The organism is Thiolinea disciformis DSM 14473 (genome assembly GCF_000371925.1).
In the GTDB taxonomy this organism is placed as follows: Bacteria; Pseudomonadota; Gammaproteobacteria; order Thiotrichales; family Thiotrichaceae; genus Thiolinea; species Thiolinea disciformis.
On record NZ_AQVE01000020.1, the window covers coordinates 1 to 20,518 of the forward strand.

Here is a 20,518-nt window from a genome sequence, read left to right on the forward strand (position 1 = left end):
GATAGCACCTTGAAGCAACTCTTGGAACGGTTGACACCTTTCAAACTGGCATTGTATTGCACGGATGATTGGGGCGCTTATGAGCGTTTATTGCCTGAAGATAAGCATTTAATCACTAAGCGCTACACACAAAGCATTGAACGGCAAAACCTGAATTTGAGGATTTGGATTAAACGTCTAGCACGCAAGACGATCTGTTTTTCTAAGTCTATCGAGATTCATGACAAAGTCATTGGAACCTGTATCGAAAGACGCTTCTTCAACTCCTTTAAATCATGACCCCCTTCAGGTTAAACGCTAATGACCCCTAATCACCTCTCTACTAGGATCAACGGGGCAACATTTTTGATTTATGAAAGAGGTCTAATATACACAGACTTTCAAAGAAGAAGTAGTGGCACTGTCCACAGATCAAGTTTATGGGGTTTTGACTTAAGGCAAAATTGATCGCTGCTTTTGCCAACCGTATGATAACTACATCACTACTTTCCCAATTAGGTCTATTATAGTACTAATATGTTTGATTCTGTCTTTTATCTACTTTTTACTACATAGATCAATAAAAGCTAGTGAAATATTTCGTGAAAAAATTTATTATCTCATTTGCGAGCGGGTTTTTTGATCTTTTATTGTTACTGGGATTAATAATTTTTATTAGTTGCGATCAATAAAAATATATCACTTGACATGTCTAGGATATAAGGAGTTCTATTTATGAGAGGATTTTTAGGTAAAGCCAGTTTTGTCACTTTACTAGTATCTTTGATGATTGGCTGTAATGATAACTCATCTCCATCTAAATCTATTAGCTCAGAAATTTTATCACAATTAAAACCAACCTTTAATGTTGATGTATTAAAATTAAACTACAATGGCATTGAAAGTGCCCCACTATTGGATAAAAATAATCTAGATAGAACAATTGGTCTAATGTTTAATGGTGGTTTTTTGGGTAATTTACCTAAAACAGATAGTAAAAGTATTGCTTACGAAAGTGAAAATTTTGTTAGCACCACTGTGAATGGTAAAACTGTTAAAAGCATTAGGCCAGCTAATGAATACGAGGTTTTAAATGTTAATTCATCATCACTAAATAATGCTTCTGGCGTTGAATTGGCCCGATCTTCTAGTAAAGATTTAAGTTGTAATTCTACTGGAGCTTTTCATGAGGATGCTGTTTACTATCAAAAAAATGATTTTTCTAATGAAAGCCGTGAAAAGGCTAACTATAACAACTGTGCTACTGAAGGCTATACGGCTACAGGGATAGTAGAAAAGCTGAGGTCAGCATCTTATTCAACTAGATTAGGCACTGGCTTCACCATAACTTATGAGAAAAATTATAGTGAGCTGTTATTAGTAAATAATACAGGTCAGTACAAAGTATCTGGTAAGTTTAAAATGAGTAGTGATTTAAATGCTGGTATATATATTGATGTGCAAGAGCTTACTTGGGATTTAACAAGGAATACGCAAACTTATTATAAAATATTAAGACAAGTGAGTAAGTTCCAAACAGATTGGCCGGATAAAGTAGAAGGAAAGATATGTTTTAGCCATCTAGGATGCTATGTAGTAAGTACAATAGAGGCCCGTAGAGATAATGATGCTTGGACTCCACCAGCTTTTGCGGTGTATAAGATACAGGGTGGATTTAAGAGTAATGCACTGCTAACTTTTAAAGATACTAATTTGACCATATCTTTAGATAGTGATGGTGATGGAAATTATGAATTAATAAGTACTAAAAATTATGATACTTTGCAAAGCAAAGGTATAATAAATCCTTTGCCCTAGTTGATTCGCTATAAAGTTAAATAAAAATCTTATTAGACACCTATATCACTACTTTTCTGAAAGGTTTTAGAAAGTAGTGTTTTAGTTTAATCTTTAAATTTCGTAACTACTTAGTCTCCTAAAAATGAGCTATGCTAGAGGCATACATCATGCTTGCCCATACCCACCCGAGCAAGCTTGGAGCAGCTTAACTACGTCTACTGATGCTATTTGAACGCATGGATCAGTTGAGCGCTCGCATAAATCTGATGGATTAACAATGCCAACTAGTTTAGAACGATTACTGTCGAGGGCGAGTTCGTCTTTAAACGATCAATCACCCGCGCTGACTGATTATCTGTATCGGTCGGCAGGGTCATTGGCGGATAGCTTATTAAGCCTATTACAAGATCGAAATGGATTTTATGCGTTTGAAAGCGCACTCCATGTGTTTCCCTCGCATTCGAGCCAGCAATAAAGAGGACTGGCTGATTGGAACGGAAGCGCTCTGTGGCGAGATGCCTATGAAGGCATGGCCAATGAATGCCTTTTTTTTGCTGAAGATGTTTTTGGTGGGCAGTTCTGCCTTAGAGATAGCCAGATTTATACCTTTGATCCTGAAACAGGTGCATTCGAATGGTTAGCGCATGACCTGGAAGGATGGGCGAAAGCAATCCTCAGTGATTATGAGATGCTCACAGGCTATGTGTTCGCGCATCACTGGCAAGAGCAACATGGTTCATTGCTTGCAGGTAAACGTCTACTACCGAAAATTCCATTTGTACTCGGTGGTGAGTTTATATTGGATAACTTATATTTGGGTGATGCTGTAACAGGAATGCGTTTTAGGGCGAGCCTAGCACACCAAATGAAAGACCTGCCGAATGGTACCCAAATCAGATTTAATATAATTCCCTAATGCTCATTGGCTGAGAATGCCCGATCTAGCTCCTAAATAGTGTATCGTCATAGTAAAGCCAGCAGTGGCGTACAGCGCACAGTTGAAAACCAATAAATTCTAAGAAGCTAATACAAGCTGGCTTAGCTAACACGCCAGTACAGGTGTAGGAGTAACGTGATGAAGGGAAGATATGAAGCAGCTTTCATTGTTCCTGTTGGGGTCAATAAGGTCTTAGGGGAAGATGGTTGGGAGTGTGAAAGCCCCATCAGACTTTCTGAAGCCATTAAAGATTATCTGATTCAGTCACTGAGGCTTAGCTTTTTGGAAAGCTATTGTGGTATTGAAAGCTACGTCAATGATGATCTAAAAATGTCGATCACTTTCAATGACCAGAACGAAATCGAGGATATTTACTTTCAACTTTATGGCGACGCTTTGACCCTTCTTTCAGAAGTGTGCCAGAGCGGTCCGATACCTGCTGAAGCAGAGCTATTCGTTCCACGGCATGAGCATGAGCAATGATGGCGCGGATACTACTGCTTTTCCTGCTCGGCTAACAGCTCATTGATCGACGTCGACCCATCGACACGGTAAAATTTGTAGATTAAAGGCGATCTCATGATGGTAATCCTCGGCATGCGTATGAATACCAAACCACCACGCAGCGATGTAATGGCTTACCTCACCACACACAAAGGCATAAAATCCCGTGACGTCCCTTTCATTAAAATGGGGAATGAGTTTTTTAATCCGCTCCCTTTCCTCAGCACTGGCTCGTCTTAGCTGACCAAGGACAAACGACATCGGTATTTGCAAAAACTGTACATCTACAAATAACAGATCAATCGTTTCCTCTAATGGATTCGATTTTGGCGATCGTAGCACCAGTTGACTTAAGTTTGGTCGACACTCCCAAAAAATGAAGGTTCTTCCACGTACTAATTGATTGATGTCAGCATTCACTGTTCTAGCACCTCCTTCAAAGTTAACCCTATAAAGTAAGGCGTCACCCTGTTCACACCACATGATTAGAATAGCTTAAGTAAAGAGATAAACCCAACGGCATGTCGAATTTTAGTGTTTCACAGGTTGGAATTTATATCAAAGGAGCCCTAAGTTTTTATTTAATTCAGGCCACGCATTACAAGCCACCTATTTCTATGCTACTGCCTATGATGCGGAATCGGGGTTACACTACAATAGTTATTTAAATGAAGTTATCTCCTTTAAATAATTAACTCAAAAGTTAGGAGACAGTCAGGTGGGATAGATTATAGCAACAGGCTAGTATCTTGCCTTGAGTAAGTTGAGTATTGCATGTAATTCGACAAGGCAATCCACATTTGAATTTACAAACACAGATAAATGAGTAAATAGTTCCAGAATCAGCTCTAACTAGCTTATATTCTCCTATGATATACTCTGCTATTCATACTATGGATGATTATTGTATGTTTTTAAAGGATTTGGCTATATTTACAGATAACCAACCAAGCTATATAGAACTAGCTATTGAGGGAGGAGAAGATAGCCTCAAATGCTTTGGTCATTTTCTCCTTAATTTAGAGTCTGATCTGAATAGGCTTGCAATGGCTATTCCAGATAGTCCTTACCCTCAATCTTATGCGAACTGTTTAGTAGAAATAGATGAGGCATTGGTTGACGCAAATTTAAAGATTAAATCAAGTAGTGAAGAAATAACCTTTATAGCATCTAAGGAATTTTTTCGCAGTTTAGGTTATAACTGTATTAATCTTGCTAATTCAAATAGAGGTAGACATACGCATTTTCATTTAGAAGGGGATTGTATAAACGATGATATTAAAAAGCATTATGAGCTTATAGTAGCCATCCTGTGAAAAAATTGAGCTATTTCATTCTTCTGCTAAAGTTTGCCCTGTATAGCGCTTTTGCCCAGTATTGGAAAAATTTATCTCATAAAATTGCTTAAAAAATGAATTTCGAAGGGGGGCTAATATACCAAATCATTACTAGCCAGAAACTCCAATTTCAAATACGAGGCATCGGTAGATTATATGGGAAGTAATCTGGGCTCCTAAGGGAAAACTAGGTTGTTTTTCATGAGAAAAATTTCAGAAGAAAATAAATTAACTGCTAAAAAACTACCCTGCAAGCCAAATCAAAAAGAGGCTTGGAAAACATTTTTTGCGAATGATTTTTCTGAAATTGAATTAGAGAAAAGCATTCAGGCTAAGGTATAAATTAATTATCAGTCCGTGCTCTTTAGTGCATGGCCTTTAGTTTGGCTACCCAAGTCTTCTTTTCGCTTGGTGGCAAGAAACTCGCCTCAAAGCTATTTTGCGCTAATTCTATGGCCTGCGCTTTGCTCATGTGCAAGGCATCTGCTACCGCGATAAAATTTTCGGTCATATAACCGCCAAAGTAGGCAGGGTCGTCAGAATTAATAGTTACTTTCACCCCCTTGTCCAACAGATGTAAAATATTGTGGTCACGCATGTCTTTGAATACACAAAGTTTAATATTTGACAGTGGGCAAACGGTGAGGGGCGTTTGGATTTGAATTAAACGTTCGACTAAGGCGGGATCTTCCACACAACGCACGCCATGATCAATACGCTTCACCTGTAATAAATCCAAGGCTTCTTTAATGTATTCCGGTGGCCCTTCTTCGCCTGCATGAGCCACGGTTAAAAAACCTTGTTGGATGGCGGCCTCAAACACGCCTTGAAAATCATGCGGGGGATGACCCTTTTCGGAGCTATCCAAACCCACTGCAATAATTTTATCTTTGTATGGCAAGGCTTGTTGTAGGGTGTCAAAAGCAGCGGCCTCTGGCAAATGACGCAGGAAGCACATAATCAAATAACTGGAAATACCAAGTTTCGTTTGGCCATCGGCAAGAGCGCGTGAAATACCATTAACGACCGTATCGAAGCTAATGCCGCGATCGGTATGGGTTTGTGGGTCAAAAAATGGCTCGACGTGTTTTACATTTTGTGCCGCACAGCGTTCCAAATAGGCCCACGTTAAATCATAAAAATCCTGCTCGGTTTGCAATACATTTGCGCCTTGATAATAAATATCGAGGAAGTCCTGCAAATTACTGAATTGATACGCGGCACGAATCGCTTCCACCGAATCAAATGGCAAAGTAATGTGATTACGTTGCGCAAGCTTGAACATTAATTCTGGCTCTAAGCTTCCCTCAAGGTGCAAATGTAATTCGGCTTTGGGTAAGTCAGTTAAAAAACGGTGGAAGTCGTTCATAGCTCTTACTCGCGGTTTAGGGATTAGGTATAAGCGATGCGCTGCAAAACGCTCTGATGCAATGCATTATTGCACGCCGCTAAAACGGTTGTCGTATTCAAATTGGGAGCATTGCCGTATAAATCGGTGAAGACACCGCCCGCTTCTTTGACAATGACTGACAGGGCGGCAATGTCTAAAATATTCACATCCGATTCCAGCACTAGCTCGAATTTGCCTGAGGCCAAGAAATGATAATGCAGGAAATCACCATAGCCGCGTAGGCGCTGAACTTCGGTGATAATCTTGCCCAAGTTAGCCCATTGTGGTTTGCCCGCTAAAGAGGTGACATTACCTAACGACATGGCACTTTTGCGCAAATTTGTTTCCGAACTAACGCGAATTGGATGGCCATTCAAAAATGCGCCTTTGCCTTTTTCTGCGTAGGCTAAATCGCCATAAACAGGAGCATTCGAGACACCCAAGATCAACTCATCACCCTTCATGAGCGCGATTTGGGTGGAAAACATCGGATAGCGGCGCACAAAACTTTTAGTGCCATCAATCGGATCAATCAACCAATTATACTCGGCATCTGGATTCACTTTGCCGGTTTCTTCACCGAAAAAACCATGGTCAGGAAAACGCTTTAAAATAATATCCTTAATGCGCTTTTCAGTTTCGACATCTGCCACCGTCACGGGCGATTGATCGGGTTTTAACTCAACTGCAAACTCACCTTTATAATATTGCAGAATGAGTGGTTGCACTGCGCTAGCCGCTTCCAGCGCCGTTTCAAGAAATGGACTCATGGTTTCGTTTTCTAGTTTTGATTAAACAAGTTGCTCAATTCAACAGGAAACCCTTGCAGTGTCAAGGATTTCGCGTGTTATTTTACCATGCCGTATAATCCAAACCATTACCTCAAAGGAGCAACATGATGGACTATCGCCCGCTAGGCAATACCGATCTTAAGGTGAGTGTGATTTGCCTAGGCACCATGACTTTTGGTGAGCAAAACACCGAAGCCGAAGCTCATGAGCAATTAGATTATGCCTTGAGCCAAGGTGTTAATTTTATCGATACTGCTGAAATGTATCCTGTGCCGGTGAATGCCAAAACCTATAGCCTCACTGAGCAGTATATTGGTTCGTGGATTAAGGCACGCCAGCATCGAGATAAGTTTGTGCTGGCCAGTAAAGTGGCAGGGCCTGGGCCAAAAGACTGGATTGGGCATGTACGGGGTGGACCCAAATTAAATGCTGAGCACATCGCCCAAGCGCTCGATGCCAGCTTAAAGCGCCTGAATACTGATTATCTTGATCTTTACCAAGTGCATTGGCCAAGCCGCAGTACCAATTATTTTGGGCAATTAGGCTATCGTTATGCCAAAGATAATCATCACGAAACGATTGAGGAAACCTTGCACGCACTGAATGCTCTGGTGAAAGCAGGCAAGGTGCGTCATATTGGTTTATCCAATGAAACGCCATGGGGTGTGGCGCAGTATTTAAGTCTCGCACAAAGCCAGCAGCTTACTGCACCCGTTTCGATCCAAAACCCTTACAGTTTATTAAATCGTAGCTATGAAATTGGTCTAGCCGAATTCGCCCATCGCTCGAACGTAGGCTTATTAGCGTATTCGCCCTTAGCGTTTGGGATGTTATCCGGTAAGTATTTGAATGGGCAGAATCCGGAAAAAGGACGCTTGACGATTTGGGCTAAATACTTCACGCGCTATTTAAGCGAACGCGCTTATCGCGTGACGCAGAAGTACGTTGATTTAGCGCAGCAACACGGCCTTGACCCCGCACAAATGGCGCTGGCTTATGTCAATTCACGTCCGTTTTTGACGGCTAATATTATTGGTGCTACCACGATGGAGCAGTTGCGAAGCAATATTGCGAGCGCTGATCTTTCGCTCTCAGAAGAAGTATTAAAAGGCATTGAAGCCATTCACGAGGAGCATCCGAATCCGTGTCCTTAATCTATATCCATGGTTTTAATTCCTCGTCCCTATCCGCCAAAGCGCAAGAAACCAAGCGTTGGCTAGAAGCACGCAGGCGCGGCAATGAGTGGCTGTGTCCTGATTTGCCGCATCGCCCTGCGCAAGCCGTTCAGGTATTAGAGACCTTGATTCAGTCCTTGCCTGAAAAACCCAAGTTGATTGGTAGCTCGTTAGGCGGATTTTATGCCACGATTTTAGTAGCACGCTTTAATATTAAAGCCGTACTGATTAATCCGGCGGTACATCCGGCTTTAGTGTTGCGACCAGCCTTGGGACGGCAAAAAAGTTGGCATGGCGAAAGTTATTACGATTTCACGCAGGCGCATTTGGATGAATTGAATGCTTTGGATTTAATAGCTCCCCTTTGTCCTGAAAATATATTGCTCATGCAGGAAACAGGTGATGAGGTTTTGAACTGGCGAGATGCTGTTGCCTATTATCGTGATTGCCATCAATTGATATTTCGGGGTGGCGATCACGGTTTCACTCGTTTTCGAAATGTTTTAGACTTAATCGATAAATTCTAAAAGGCTGATAAATGATGTTAGGTCTATTTGGCTGGCCCTTCGGCTCGGATAAAGTTCCAGAAACCGAACAACAACGCGAATTATTACGCCAGCAATTAGGTATCACCGCGTATCTGGCCAAGCGTGAAATATTGACAGTGGAGCAGGGCAAGGTTCATTGCGAATTATATGTTCATAGCGAAACAGCACCTATTATTATCTTTCTACCTGGTTTAGCGACTTATAGTGAGCTTTATGCCGAATTACTCAGTAAAATTTCTGAGCAAGGCTTTAATGTAGTGGGATTTGATTACCGTGGGCATGGCTATTCGCAAGGTCTAAGAGGTGATTATTCAGTCGAAGAAACCGTTAACGACTTAATTGCCGTAGTGACTAAATTGCGTGAGCGTTTTTCAGGAGAACTGGGCGTATTTGGTTATTCGATTGGTGCGATGCTAGGTTTGGCGTTTGCTGAGCGCGATACGCGTGTAAAAGCTTTATTATGTGGTACTTTATTATTGACTGAAGTGCCACCTGATTTTATGCATCAAATGGGATGGAATTGGTTGTGGAGCTCTTCTTTATTTGTTCCTGCTTTACGAGTCCCTTTAGCTCATTTGATTAATATAGAGTTATTGATTGGTAATCATCCAGCCGCTGAGGCTATTAAAAATGATCAGCGCCTTGTTTATGATTATCCCATCAGTACCTTGTCGAGCGTATTTACGCATCGAGCTGGGGTGTTAGAACATGCTTACCCCTTTAAAGCGGCTATTATTCACGGTGAGCGTGATGAGGTTTTGCCACTTAGCTATTCTAAGCGAATCTTGCCACAATTAAAGCATCCCTTCGAATTACTTGTCATTGCGAACGAAGGTCATATGTTGCCTTGGGATAATACGAATTTACTGGCTCAACAAGTGGTAGAATGGTTCGATAAACAGCTACACCATTAAGTGGTTTTCGCCAAAACTTTTTCCACAATATACTGCCCAATCGGTAAGGCTGAAGTTGCCGCCGGTGAAGGCGCATTACACACATGAAGGCTATGAGTGCTTTCTGCAAATAGAAAGTCATGTACTAGCGTACCATCTTTTAAAACCGCTTGCGCACGAATACCTGCAGGATAGGGTAATAAGTCACTCACTTGAATTGGTGGGCAGTATTTTTGTACTTCTTTGATATAACCTGATTTGAACCACGAATTGTAGGTTTCATGTAAGCCAGTTTTCCAATGCTTTTTTAGTACTTTCCAGAAACCACTAAAATCCAACATTTCAAGTGTATCGGCTAGACTGAAATTCCAATGGCCATAGCCTTCACGTTTCCAGCCTTGGACCGCATTAGGGCCTACTGTGACTGAACCATCTATCATACGCGTTAAATGCACACCCAAAAATGGCAAGTCAGGATCAGGAATTGGGTAGATTAAATGCTTGACGATCTGATTATGCTTAGCAGCCAGTCGATAATACTCCCCCCGAAAGGGGATAATTTGGAACTCTGTTTCTAAATTCATCATACGAGTAATACGATCAGCCTGCAGACCAGCACAACTCACAATAAAATTAGCTTGTAAGGTTTCGATATGTTGGTTTCTAACAAGTTTGGCTTCTACAGAATCAATTTTCTCACTTAGACTGACGAGCTGGGTTCCCAGCAGAATTTTTCCGCCTAATGCTATAAATTGCTGCGCTATTTTTTTGGAAATTTCGCGATAACTTACGATGCCTGTGCTAGCAACTAGAATGGCACCAATCCCAGTAATATTTGGCTCTTGTATTTTTAACTCACGCTCATTTAACCATTCGACTGCTAGGCCATTTGTTTGAGCGCGTTGAAAGAGGGATTCCATGCGTTGATATTCGACTTCATTCGTAGCTACTAACAACTTGCCGCATTGATTAAAGGGTATTTGATGCTCGCGGCAAAACTGGATGGTAGCTGCAGAGCCTTCGCGACAGAATTTGGCTTTTAAACTAGTAGGCGGGTAGTAAATCCCTGCATGAATAACACCACTATTATGGCCTGTTTGATGTTGCGCTAGTTCGGTTTCTTTTTCGATTAATACAATATTTTTGTGCGGTAAGCGCTGCTGTAATTGCCATGCTGTAGAAAGGCCAACAATGCCTCCACCGATAATGAGATAGTCGTAAGTCATAAAAATCTTGCCCCCAGAAAAGTGATATTTAGTTTAACCTCATTTGGGGGTGAGCTCACGGTTTTAGCTGATTTAAAAGCTCAATTGCCCCACTAAAATTCGTCTGATTTGCCTCCATCCTTAGCACTCCTCTATGCTGCGCAACATTCTCGAACCACCGAAGGACAATCAAAAATGTTGCTTGAACCCGTAAAGCTGGGCGCTCTAACGCTACAAAACCGTGCCATTATGGCGCCTTTGACCCGTTCGCGTGCGGTCGGGCATTTACCCAATAAATTGATGGCTGAATACTATGGGCAGCGAGCCACGGCGGGTCTAATCATCACGGAGTGCACCATGATTTTGCCGAATACTTCAGCCTTTATTGCCGAACCTGGGATTTATGCACCCGAGCAAATCGCTGCATGGAAAGCCACGACGGATGCAGTACACACCAAAGGTGGTAAGATTTTTATGCAGATTTGGCACGCCGGTCGCGCAGCACATCCGGATATGAATAATGGTGAGCAGCCCGTTTCGGCGAGCGCCATTGCCATCGAAGGCCAAACCCATACACCAAAAGGTAAGGCCGACTATGTCGTACCACGCGCTTTAAGGGATGAAGAAATTCCAGCGATTGTGGCTGCTTTTGCGCAAGCTGCACGTAATGCACGTGAGGCAGGTTTTGATGGAGTGGAAGTGCATGGTGCAAATGGTTATTTAATTGACCAGTTCTTGCGTGACGGTTCGAATCAGCGTAGCGGCAATTATGGCGGCTCAATGGAAAACCGTGCGCGTTTATTGTTTGAAGTGTTGGAGGCGGTATCAGCGGCTATTGGCAGTGATCGTGTCGGTCTGCGTTTGTCTTTGTTGAATAGCTATAACAGCATGATCGACAGTCAACCCTTGGCGTTGGCACAATTCTTAGCAGAACGCTTGAACCAGTTTAACCTAGCCTATGTGCATGTTATGCGTGCGGATTTCTTTGGAGTGCAACACGGCGATGTAATGACTGTGTTCCGTGCCCATTATCAAGGTAGTTTGATTGGGAATATGGGCTATAGCGCTACGGAAGCAGAGCAAGCCATTCAAGACAATCAATTGGATGCCGTGGCTTTTGGTACCGGTTTCTTAGCCAATCCTGATTTTGTACAACGTATTCGGCTCAATGCCGCAATGAATACGCCTGACCCAGCGACCTTTTATACCCAAGGGGCAGAAGGTTATACTGACTATCCGAGTTTGCCACAAAGCTAGTGGATATGCCGAACGCTGCTTTAGCATCAGTAAGCCTTGTGCTTGCTGATTATCATAATCCGCTACATGGCGCGCATTTGCTTCAATTACTGGATGAATATGCGCGTCATCCTATGGGCGGGGGTCATGCTTTGACGCTGCAAGCGCATGAGCAACTGCTTGGAAAACTTGCGGCTATTCCAAATGCTTTTAGTGTGTTGGCTTATTGTGGTAATCAACCTGTAGGCTTAGCCAATTGTTTTCAAGGTTTTTCCACCTTCAAATGCCAGCCGCTGATTAATATTCATGATCTAGTGGTGACGGAATCGCACAGAGGTCAGGGTGTTGTTAAATTATTAGTGAATAAAATTGAAGCGGTAGCGCGTGAACGGGATTGTTGCAAAATAACGCTGGAAGTACTGCAAGGTAATAGATCAGCCCAGCAGGCGTATCGCAAACTAGGCTTTGAAAGTTATGAGCTCGATCCTGAGATAGGCATTGCCATGTTTTGGGAGAAATATCTTTAATCTGCCAAAAATTCACCGCTTTGATGCTGCCACATACGATAATAATGGCCTTGCTGTTCTAGCAACTCCTGATGCGTGCCTTGCTCAATAATATGGCCTTGATCGAGCACAATAATGCGATCCATCCGTAAGATTGTTGCTAGGCGATGCGCAATGACAATCGCGGTTTTATCTTGAATCAGCTCAAAAATCGCGACTTGAATATCTTGTTCGGTAATCGAATCTAAAGCACTGGTGGCCTCATCCAAGACCACAATCGGTGCATCTTCCAAGAAGGCACGCGCAATCGCCACACGCTGTTTTTCTCCCCCTGATAGTTTCACGCCCCGTTCGCCCACCAAGGTATCAAAGCCTTGTGGTAATCGCTCAATAAACTCTAAAGCACGTGCTTTCTGAGCTACATGGCGCAATTGCTCATCGCTAACTTCTTTGTCCAAAGCAATATTGTCTCGAATACTGCGATGAAATAATTCGGGCTGTTGCGGAATCAAGGAGATTTGCGTGCGCAATGAATGGAGGGTGAAATTTTTCGCATCGATTCCATCAAATAATACTTGTCCGGTTTGTGGGTCGATAAAGCGGAAGAGTAATTTGGTCAGTGAGGTTTTGCCTGATCCCGAATGTCCCACCAACGCCACTTTCTCGCCTGCACGAATGGTCAAATCAAATTGCTCGAATAAAGTGTCTGGGCCTTCTTTGACATTGTAGCGAAAACCAATATTGCGAAACTCAATTTGCCCTTGGCTAATCTTATGCGATTGTGTGGTGGGTGCATCCTCTTCCAAATCGACCTGACGAAAAACTTCCGCCATTTCCCGTGCATCGGCAATGGCAGTAAAGAAGGCGCGAAAGTTACGTCCAAAATCCCACATGCGATTAATCAATACCAAAATAATCGACTGAAATAAGACATACTCACCGATTTCAAAATGACCTTCACGCCATTCGCTGATCATGGCATAAACCAGCGCTAACTCAAGGGCAAATGTTAACGCACCTTGCACACCAAAGTTCACAAACTCCAGCAACCAAGCGATGCGACGGGCGCGATATAAGGAATCAGCCGTATTACTGACGCGTTGGCTTTCTTGGGTTTCTAGGGCAAAACTCTTAACAATAAAAATATTGGAAATATTGTCCGCATAAATACCGGCTAGTTTAGAGTCCCATGCGGCAGTACGCTCATTATACTTAAGTTTCCAAATAGAAAATCCTATGCTCCAGACTAGAAATAAGCCAATCCATGTCAGAAAATAAAGTGAGAAAGTCGGCTGTTGTTGGTAAAAGATAATAAAGGAAACGGTAATCGCTAAGGTATTGCTCATTAATTGGAAAATGAGCCAATCCATTATGGCTTCAAAAGAACGGGTGAAGCGCGTTGCTTGTTTAACAAGGCTGCCCGCAAAATTATTTTCAAAGAAGCTATAACGCTGTTTCAGCACCACTTGGAAATTGCGTTTGTCCAATAAGTTCATGCCACCAGCTTCAAAAGGTACAACGGCGATTTCGACCAGACGCCAGCTTAGCCAAATAGCCAAATAGCACAGCGCAATCATACTTAAGGCATAAAATAATTGTTGCTCAACCAAGGCGCTGAACGGTGCCGCTAGGCCATTCGCGACGTCTTTATAAAATAGGGGTACGATAATAGTAATTAAATTGGCGCTCGCCACACTGAGGATAGTTAACAAAAACCACCATTTTTTTTGCCAAATGACGCGTCCATATTCGCGAAATAAAATATCCATATTATAACCAGCGTTTTAATCTCAGGACGACCAGAATACTAATAACGATAGTGCTCATGGCGCCCAGCATAATCCAAAAGCCAGCCGTATTTCTTAAGCCGGGCATCCATTCAAAATTCATCCCATAAATACCGGCCAATAAGTTTAAAGGTAGAAAAATAACCGAAGCAATGGTGAGTACCCGTATAATCTCATTCGTGCGTTGATTGGTAGCCGAAAAATAAATTTGTACTAGATTTTCTAAATCACTTTGTAGCGCGGTGGCATCGCGATTAACACGACTAAAATGTTCCAAAATATCACTCAAGCGTGCCATCACGCGGGATTCGACAACTAGCTCGCTTTCATCAATCCACTCATCCAGTGCTTCTTCCTGTGGTTCGATGATATTGAGGCGATAATTACGTAATTGGGTGCTAGCATTGACTAAGGCTGGCCAGTCGCGAAACACATTATTATTGTCTAATAGTTGATGTTGCCAATGGTGCATTTGTTGCCCAAATGGGGCACGTAGTGCGAGGTATTGATCGGTTAGCCAGCTCAATAAACGTGAAGCAATATCCATAGTGCTTAACGGTGCTTTTAGGCGGCCTTGTTTGAGCCAGCGTTCGCGCAATAGCTGAAAGCTCGTTTGTGTGGTGCTATGGCGCGTAATCAGTAAGCACTCTCGCATAAAAAAAACGATAGGTGCTGTTTCGACTTGAAAATTTCCAGCTTGTAAAGCCGTGTGGGTGAGTGCTCGATACACCAACATGTCATAGTCATCGGTATTATCGAAAAAGGGTGGATGCAAAGGATTATTCGCATCTCTGCTGTGCTGTTCATCTAGGTTCAGTTGAAAAGCCACCTCGATCTCAGCTTCCCAAGCTTCATCGGATGGATAAATATCAACCCATATAAGCCCATCCTTGCGTTGACTCGCCTCCGCAAGGCTCACCGTCTGAATGAGTTGATGGATCGGGTCGAAATAAACAGCATCCATTGCGCAAGCTCCTACATTAGCCCAATAACAAGATGAGTAATAAACCAGCCAGCAAATAATAAGAGCCGAAGCTAAACGACAGTGGGCGTTTAAAGCTGTCGGGCACTAAGGGCTCTAGGGTGGGAAAGAAATGACGGGCTGCGCCAATTGTCACAGCAGCGACTCCCATTAGAATTAGGAATACAGCAATAGAAAGCAATAAATGGGTCATAAGTACAGTGCAGGCTTAAGCGGGTTAAAATAGGCGTGATCATAGCGAATTGTGCTTAAATTTGCTGAATAGCACGCAAATTTATGGTTTAAATAGTTGCGGCTTTTGGTAAAGCATCGCAAGATGTAAGCAAGAATTTATGTAGTGAGGAGGGATCATGCAGCCGCAGCACCATTTTGTGACTTGCCTAGACTTAGAAATTCACTATACCAGTTGGGGCAATCCACAATCACCAGCGGTTATTGCATGGCATGGTTTGACGCGCACGGGGCGTGATTTTGATGAACTGGCTGGTGCTCTTGCTAAAGATTACTTCGTTATTTGTCCGGACACGCCAGGGCGTGGCTTGTCGCAATGGAGTAACACCCCTGAAATCACCTATACCGTTCCCTTTTATGCCAAGTTGGCATTGGATTTGCTAGATCAATGGCAGATTGAATCCTGCTATTGGGTAGGTACTTCTATGGGCGGTTTAATCGGCATGGTCGTCGCTGCTATCGCACCAGGTCGTATTCAGCGTATGGTACTCAATGATATTGGCCCCGAAGTGCCTTTAGCAGCGGTAGAGCGGATTCGTGATTATGCGGGCTTGCAGCCAGAATTTAATGCTCTGGGTGAATTAGAAGCATGGTTACGTCAGGTTTATGTACCATTTGGGGAAAATACCGATGTTTTTTGGCAGCGTATGGCCAGAACTTCAGCACGGCGTACAGATGCGGGCAAAATTACCCTGCATTATGACCCACGCTTAGTCATCCCCTTTCAACACTATGATGGTGCGACCTTGTGGGATTTATGGCCTTTATTAAGTTGCCCTATCTTGGTGCTGCGGGGTGAGTATTCGGATGTGTTATTACCGGAACATCTTGAGCGAATGTTGCAAGAAAACCAATCGGCTCAAGCGATAACGATACCGAAGGTGGCTCATGCGCCCACCTTGGCGAATGCTAAGCAGATTCAACAAGTTGCTGAGTTTCTGGGCAGCGCTTGAATCAATGAAATGGCTTATTATGATAGCCTATTCAAACTAGGTTTAGGTGTGTTGCGCTTAACTTTTAAGCGTCACACAGGGCTTATTGGTTTTTTTACAACAAAATTTATTAAATCGACTGAAAAAATATTAAAAGCGCTTTCAAAGTGTGTTTTAATACTGACTATTGAAAACGACAGTTTGTCCTAGGGAGAGGTGGCTATTGCGATGTCACTATCTATTGGCTTGGGGATGGGCTGGATTCCTAGTGCTCGGATGGTTATCTGACACATTCATGTAACTTAAAAGGTAAGTGCGATGAAAACGACATTCAAAGTAGGCATTCTGAGCGGTTTAGTAGCTCTCTTAGCAGCTACGGGCGTACAAGCCGCTGATGGAGATTATTCTAATACCTTCACATTTGGTGGTGATGTAGAACTGGATATAACTTCTCGCTCTCCTTCAGATTCAAATGACACCTTTGGTCACGGTGGCCGCATTAAATTAAATGCTGTCGGTCAAGCGAATCGTGGTGATTATTTTGTAAAAGGCGTGGCTCAACCTTTAGTTCCCTTCAAAGGCAGCGATTTAGGTTATGATGACGTTTATTTTCAATTTGGTCAAAAAATGTGGGATGTGCAATTAGGTCGCTTTGAAGGGATTGATTTATTCCCTGCTGGTAAAGATACCGTCGTTGAACATGCAGGTGGTTTAGGTCATTACGGTACTAACCATGTACGTGGCCGTAAGGATGATGTTTTACATACCGCAGTCCATATTAAACCGTCAGAGGCTGTGCAGGTTGAATTAGGCACCATGTATAAAAAAGATGGTGATGATGATGTAGTCGGTTATCGCCCTGCCGCTACTTTCAAAGCAGGCCCTGCAGCCATCCGTGTAGGTGCTGAGAACTTGACTACTACTACCAGTGGTAAAGAAGTAGAGAAAAAAGGCGCTGGTATTTCAGCAGGTGTTAGTGTTGCGGGCGGTAGTGCTAATCTGAACTATGCTCAAGGTACTAATGATAATGTCGATCATAAGTCTATCGGTGCGAACTTCACGAAAGGTCCCTTCGGTTTAGGCTATATCCACCATCAGCAAGACGCAACTACAGCTTCTGGCGATGATCCTAAAGTAGATACCATTTACGCAGCTTATTCAGTACCTTTATTCAGTTTCAAAGACGCTACCGTAACGTTTGCAGGCAGTACTTCTAAAGCTAAGAATGTTACTACGGATGACAAAGTGAATGCCTTCCGTGTTCGCTTCAACTATGCGTTCTAATAAACATACTTAATTTCACAGTTCCCGTTTCACCGAAACTTTTGGCTCAACAATTCCAGCCTAACAATAGGCTGGCGTTTGTTGAGCCGTCATTTTTATAGCAAACTCCCTCACTGTATTTCTGATACGCACTTTCAAAGCGCTTTGAATTTTGTGCTGATTCCTCTATGATGAGCTTTATTCAGGAAAGGTAAAGCGGTTTAGGAGAGTGAGTGATGCAACATACTTCCCAGCGGGCTAATCAATTGGGTGGACGTCCTGATTGGTGGCGTGGTTGTCTGATCTACCAAATTTATCCGCGCTCTTATTTAGATACCAATCGTGATGGGGTCGGCGATTTAGCCGGTATTGAGCAAAAGCTCGACTACTTAGCGTGGTTGGGTGTTGATGCTTTGTGGATTTCGCCTTTTTTCAAATCACCCATGAAAGATTTCGGCTATGATGTGTCGGATTATTGCGATGTCGATCCCTTATTCGGCTCTCTCGCTGATTTTGATCGTATTATTGCACGCGCTCATCAATTAGGCCTGCGGGTGTTAATTGATCAAGTCCTATCGCATACCTCCGATCAGCATGAATGGTTCAAAGCAAGTCGGTCGTCGCGCGATAATCCTAAGTCGAACTGGTATGTCTGGGCTGATCCTAAACCAGATGGCACTCCCCCTAATAACTGGCTATCGATTTTCGGTGGCTCAGCGTGGGAGTGGGATACGCATCGCTGCCAGTATTATTTACATAACTTTCTCAGTAGCCAGCCGGATTTGAATTTTCATAATCCTGAAGTACAGTCTACTTTATTAGACATGGTGCGATTCTGGTTGGATCGGGGGGTAGACGGTTTTCGCTTAGATACTGCGAATATGTATGTACACGATGCGCAATTGCGCGATAACCCAGTCCTAGAATCCCATCAGCGGATTAGTGGTATAGATAAAAACAACCCCTATGCTAGACAAAATCCCATTTACAATATCAATCGACCCGAAACCTTGGAGTTTATGGAGCGTTTACGTCAAGTACTAGATGAATATCCGGCTGTGACCACGGTGGGTGAGATTGGTGCGGTGACGGATATGTATCGGGCTTTAGCGGATTACACCGTAGCCGATAAGCGCCTGCATATGGCCTATAGTTTTGATTTGATGACGCCTGAATATAGTGCTAAGCATTTGCGTGAGGTTTTTGAGCGCATGAATCAGGCCATTGGTTCTGGTTGGCCGTGCTGGGCCGTGTCCAATCATGATGTGAAGCGCGTCGTGACCCGTTGGGGGTTAAAACCAGAACATGCACCCTTCATTTCAGCCTTAGTTACGAGCGCAAGGGGCACTGCTTGTATGTATCAAGGTGAGGAATTAGGCTTGCCAGAAGCCAATGTCGCTTATGAAGATTTACAAGACCCCTATGGCATCCGTTTTTGGCCGGAATATGCAGGACGTGATGGTTGTCGCACCCCTATGCCGTGGCAAATAGAGCAGTTAAATGCAGGATTCTCAGACACTAAGCCTTGGTTGCCGGTTTCCCCAGAGCATTACCCTTTGGCAGTAGACACTCAAGGTGCTAATCCAAACTCCATACTCCATCGGATGCAGCAATTTATTCATTGGCGCAAACAGTATGCGGCGTTGCGCGAAGGTGAAATGGTATTTTGGGAGGCGCCTGAACCTGTTTTGGCTTTTACCCGCTCAGTGCATGGACAAACGCTGTTGTGTGCTTTTAATCTTGGTGATAAGACCGAGCAGTTTGATACGAAACAACCACAATTACAAAGCCTAACAGGACATGGGTTTAAAGGGCAGTGTGAGCACGGCAGACTAAATTTGCCTGCTAAAGAAGCCTTTTTTGGTATCTTAGTTGAGAGATAGCGTTCAAACGATTGTTAGATTTAGCTTTGGAGGAGAAAGCTTGTGAGCCACATCATTCTTAAAAATGTCAGAAAATCATTCGGTAAATTAGAAACTATCCATGGAATTAATTTAGAAATTCTCGATGGTGAATTTGCGGTATTTGTTGGCCCTTCCGGTTGTGGTAAATCGACGGTACTGCGTTTAATTGCAGGTTTAGAGGATATTACATCGGGTGAGTTGTTAATTGACGGGGAAGTGGTGAATGATTTACCACCCGCAAAGCGTGGTATCGCCATGGTATTCCAGTCTTATGCGCTTTATCCGCATATGTCGGTTTATGAAAACATGGCATTTGGTTTGGAATTAGCCAAAACACCTAAGGAAGAAATCGACAAGCGTGTGCGTGACACCGCAGAAATTCTGGAATTAACCCCCTTATTAGATCGCTTGCCGAAAGCGATGTCGGGTGGTCAACGTCAGCGGGTTGCCATCGGGCGTGCTATTGTACGTAATCCAAAAGTCTTTTTATTCGATGAGCCTTTATCGAATTTGGATGCGTCGTTGCGTGTCCAGATGCGGATTGAGATTGCCAAGTTACATGAAAGAATGGGCGCGACCATGATTTATGTAACGCATGACCAAGTGGAGGCCATGACCTTAGCAGACAAAATTGTCGTATTGCGTGCGGGCTATATTGAGCAAGTCGGTGCACCCTTGGAGCTTTATCATTATCCCGCCAATCAATTCGTCGCAGGTTTTATTGGTTCGCCCCAAATGAATTTCATTAAAACGAAAGTAAAGGCTGTGGAGGCGAATGGTGTGCGCGTCAGCTTGCAAGATGGCACTGAATTATTAGCCGCTGTCCAATCAGACGGTGCTAAGGTAGGTGACGAAGTGACTTTAGGGATTCGCCCCGAACATACGTTAGAACATGCTGATGGTCACTCCAGTGTGCAAGGTACGATTGAAGTCTTAGAACAATTGGGTGAGGCACACTTTATTTACTTAAAATTAGATCAGGGTGAGCGTATTATCGTGCGCGCGCCAGACGACACGCCATTAAAAGTCGGTCAGCGTTTATCCGTGGGTTTGCCAGCGAATCGTTGTCATTTGTTCAATGCACAAGGCTTGGCTTATCCGCGTTTACGGACATAACA

Annotated in this window: 23 protein-coding genes; 16 read left to right on the plus strand and 7 right to left on the minus strand. The window is 43.2% G+C overall.

The features are described from left to right. From A3IE_RS0114040 to A3IE_RS0114055, 5 genes are all read left to right on the plus strand, one after another. Window positions 1-279, plus strand: a 279-nt coding sequence (locus A3IE_RS0114040) for an IS1 family transposase (protein WP_020396255.1), incomplete at its 5' end; no start/stop codon positions are given. 435 nt (window positions 280-714) lie between these two features. Further along, complete coding sequence (locus A3IE_RS0114045) at window positions 715-1,797, plus strand: hypothetical protein (RefSeq protein WP_020396256.1); 1,083 nt, start codon at window positions 715-717, stop codon at window positions 1,795-1,797. 259 nt (window positions 1,798-2,056) lie between these two features. Next, complete coding sequence (locus tag A3IE_RS23090; protein WP_211206837.1) at window positions 2,057-2,254, plus strand: hypothetical protein; 198 nt, start codon at window positions 2,057-2,059, stop codon at window positions 2,252-2,254. Between the two features lie 54 nt (window positions 2,255-2,308). Beyond that, a complete protein-coding gene (locus A3IE_RS21680) occupies window positions 2,309-2,695 on the plus strand; it encodes a hypothetical protein (protein WP_020396257.1) in 387 nt (128 codons plus the stop codon). A gap of 159 nt (window positions 2,696-2,854) precedes the next feature. Further along, window positions 2,855-3,199 (plus strand): hypothetical protein, encoded by a 345-nt coding sequence (locus A3IE_RS0114055; RefSeq protein ID WP_020396258.1) that lies wholly within the window; start codon window positions 2,855-2,857, stop codon window positions 3,197-3,199. Window positions 3,200-3,238: 39 nt separating this feature from the next. Here the strand turns inward: A3IE_RS0114055 and A3IE_RS0114060 are convergent, their stop codons facing one another. After that, a complete protein-coding gene (locus A3IE_RS0114060; protein WP_157832879.1) occupies window positions 3,239-3,562 on the minus strand; it encodes a hypothetical protein in 324 nt (107 codons plus the stop codon). A gap of 566 nt (window positions 3,563-4,128) precedes the next feature. Here A3IE_RS0114060 and A3IE_RS0114065 point away from each other — a divergent pair. Further along, window positions 4,129-4,536, plus strand: a complete 408-nt coding sequence (locus tag A3IE_RS0114065; protein WP_020396260.1) for an Imm32 family immunity protein — start codon at window positions 4,129-4,131, stop codon at window positions 4,534-4,536. Between the two features lie 222 nt (window positions 4,537-4,758). Beyond that, entirely contained in the window at window positions 4,759-4,899 is a 141-nt protein-coding gene (locus A3IE_RS22895; RefSeq protein WP_020396261.1) for a hypothetical protein, read from the plus strand. Between the two features lie 22 nt (window positions 4,900-4,921). Here A3IE_RS22895 and A3IE_RS0114075 read toward each other — a convergent pair whose 3' ends face one another. Together A3IE_RS0114075 and A3IE_RS0114080 are read right to left on the minus strand one after the other, a co-directional pair. After that, the gene (locus A3IE_RS0114075; RefSeq protein ID WP_020396262.1) at window positions 4,922-5,926 is read right to left on the minus strand and encodes an adenosine deaminase; all 1,005 of its coding nucleotides are present in this window, start codon (window positions 5,924-5,926) and stop codon (window positions 4,922-4,924) included. A 23-nt stretch (window positions 5,927-5,949) separates the two neighbouring features. Continuing rightward, window positions 5,950-6,717: an inositol monophosphatase family protein gene (locus tag A3IE_RS0114080; RefSeq protein ID WP_020396263.1), complete on the minus strand. Its 768-nt coding sequence runs from the start codon at window positions 6,715-6,717 to the stop codon at window positions 5,950-5,952. A gap of 128 nt (window positions 6,718-6,845) precedes the next feature. On the opposite strand from A3IE_RS0114080, the gene A3IE_RS0114085 reads away from it, so the two are divergent. Genes A3IE_RS0114085 through A3IE_RS0114095 form a run of 3 tightly spaced genes read left to right on the plus strand, consistent with a single transcriptional unit; the run spans window position 6,846 to window position 9,375 of the window. Beyond that, the gene (locus A3IE_RS0114085) at window positions 6,846-7,892 is read left to right on the plus strand and encodes an NADP(H)-dependent aldo-keto reductase (RefSeq protein WP_020396264.1); all 1,047 of its coding nucleotides are present in this window, start codon (window positions 6,846-6,848) and stop codon (window positions 7,890-7,892) included. Beyond that, complete coding sequence (locus A3IE_RS0114090) at window positions 7,883-8,440, plus strand: YqiA/YcfP family alpha/beta fold hydrolase (protein ID WP_020396265.1); 558 nt, start codon at window positions 7,883-7,885, stop codon at window positions 8,438-8,440. Before A3IE_RS0114085 ends, A3IE_RS0114090 begins: the two co-directional genes overlap by 10 nt. An 11-nt stretch (window positions 8,441-8,451) precedes the next feature. After that, window positions 8,452-9,375 (plus strand): alpha/beta hydrolase, encoded by a 924-nt coding sequence (locus A3IE_RS0114095; RefSeq protein WP_211206838.1) that lies wholly within the window; start codon window positions 8,452-8,454, stop codon window positions 9,373-9,375. Here A3IE_RS0114095 and lhgO read toward each other — a convergent pair. Then, window positions 9,372-10,580 carry an L-2-hydroxyglutarate oxidase gene (gene lhgO, locus A3IE_RS0114100; RefSeq protein ID WP_020396267.1) on the minus strand — a complete coding sequence of 403 codons (1,209 nt, stop codon included), beginning with the start codon at window positions 10,578-10,580 and terminating at the stop codon, window positions 9,372-9,374. The genes A3IE_RS0114095 and lhgO overlap by 4 nt on opposite strands. Before the next feature lie 174 nt (window positions 10,581-10,754). On the opposite strand from lhgO, the gene A3IE_RS0114105 reads away from it, so the two are divergent. Both A3IE_RS0114105 and A3IE_RS0114110 read left to right on the plus strand, forming a co-directional pair. Continuing rightward, window positions 10,755-11,816, plus strand: a complete 1,062-nt coding sequence (locus tag A3IE_RS0114105) for an alkene reductase (protein WP_020396268.1) — start codon at window positions 10,755-10,757, stop codon at window positions 11,814-11,816. A gap of 5 nt (window positions 11,817-11,821) precedes the next feature. After that, a complete protein-coding gene (locus A3IE_RS0114110) occupies window positions 11,822-12,322 on the plus strand; it encodes a GNAT family N-acetyltransferase (protein WP_020396269.1) in 501 nt (166 codons plus the stop codon). Here A3IE_RS0114110 and A3IE_RS0114115 read toward each other — a convergent pair. Genes A3IE_RS0114115 through A3IE_RS0114125 form a run of 3 tightly spaced genes read right to left on the minus strand, consistent with a single transcriptional unit; the run spans window position 12,319 to window position 15,263 of the window. Then, complete coding sequence (locus A3IE_RS0114115; protein WP_020396270.1) at window positions 12,319-14,070, minus strand: ABC transporter ATP-binding protein; 1,752 nt, start codon at window positions 14,068-14,070, stop codon at window positions 12,319-12,321. The genes A3IE_RS0114110 and A3IE_RS0114115 overlap by 4 nt on opposite strands. A 1-nt stretch (window position 14,071) precedes the next feature. Continuing rightward, entirely contained in the window at window positions 14,072-15,052 is a 981-nt protein-coding gene (locus tag A3IE_RS0114120) for a magnesium transporter CorA family protein (protein WP_020396271.1), read from the minus strand. Between the two features lie 16 nt (window positions 15,053-15,068). Beyond that, a complete protein-coding gene (locus A3IE_RS0114125) occupies window positions 15,069-15,263 on the minus strand; it encodes a hypothetical protein (RefSeq protein ID WP_020396272.1) in 195 nt (64 codons plus the stop codon). A 157-nt stretch (window positions 15,264-15,420) separates the two neighbouring features. On the opposite strand from A3IE_RS0114125, the gene A3IE_RS0114130 reads away from it, so the two are divergent. From A3IE_RS0114130 to A3IE_RS0114150, 4 genes are all read left to right on the plus strand, one after another. Further along, window positions 15,421-16,254 carry an alpha/beta fold hydrolase gene (locus A3IE_RS0114130; protein ID WP_020396273.1) on the plus strand — a complete coding sequence of 278 codons (834 nt, stop codon included), beginning with the start codon at window positions 15,421-15,423 and terminating at the stop codon, window positions 16,252-16,254. A 297-nt stretch (window positions 16,255-16,551) separates the two neighbouring features. Further along, window positions 16,552-17,517, plus strand: a complete 966-nt coding sequence (locus A3IE_RS0114140; RefSeq protein ID WP_020396275.1) for a carbohydrate porin — start codon at window positions 16,552-16,554, stop codon at window positions 17,515-17,517. Window positions 17,518-17,732: 215 nt separating this feature from the next. Continuing rightward, window positions 17,733-19,379 carry an alpha-glucosidase gene (locus tag A3IE_RS0114145; protein ID WP_020396276.1) on the plus strand — a complete coding sequence of 549 codons (1,647 nt, stop codon included), beginning with the start codon at window positions 17,733-17,735 and terminating at the stop codon, window positions 19,377-19,379. Window positions 19,380-19,421: 42 nt separating this feature from the next. Further along, the gene (locus tag A3IE_RS0114150; protein WP_020396277.1) at window positions 19,422-20,516 is read left to right on the plus strand and encodes an ABC transporter ATP-binding protein; all 1,095 of its coding nucleotides are present in this window, start codon (window positions 19,422-19,424) and stop codon (window positions 20,514-20,516) included. Window positions 20,517-20,518 lie beyond the last annotated feature (2 nt).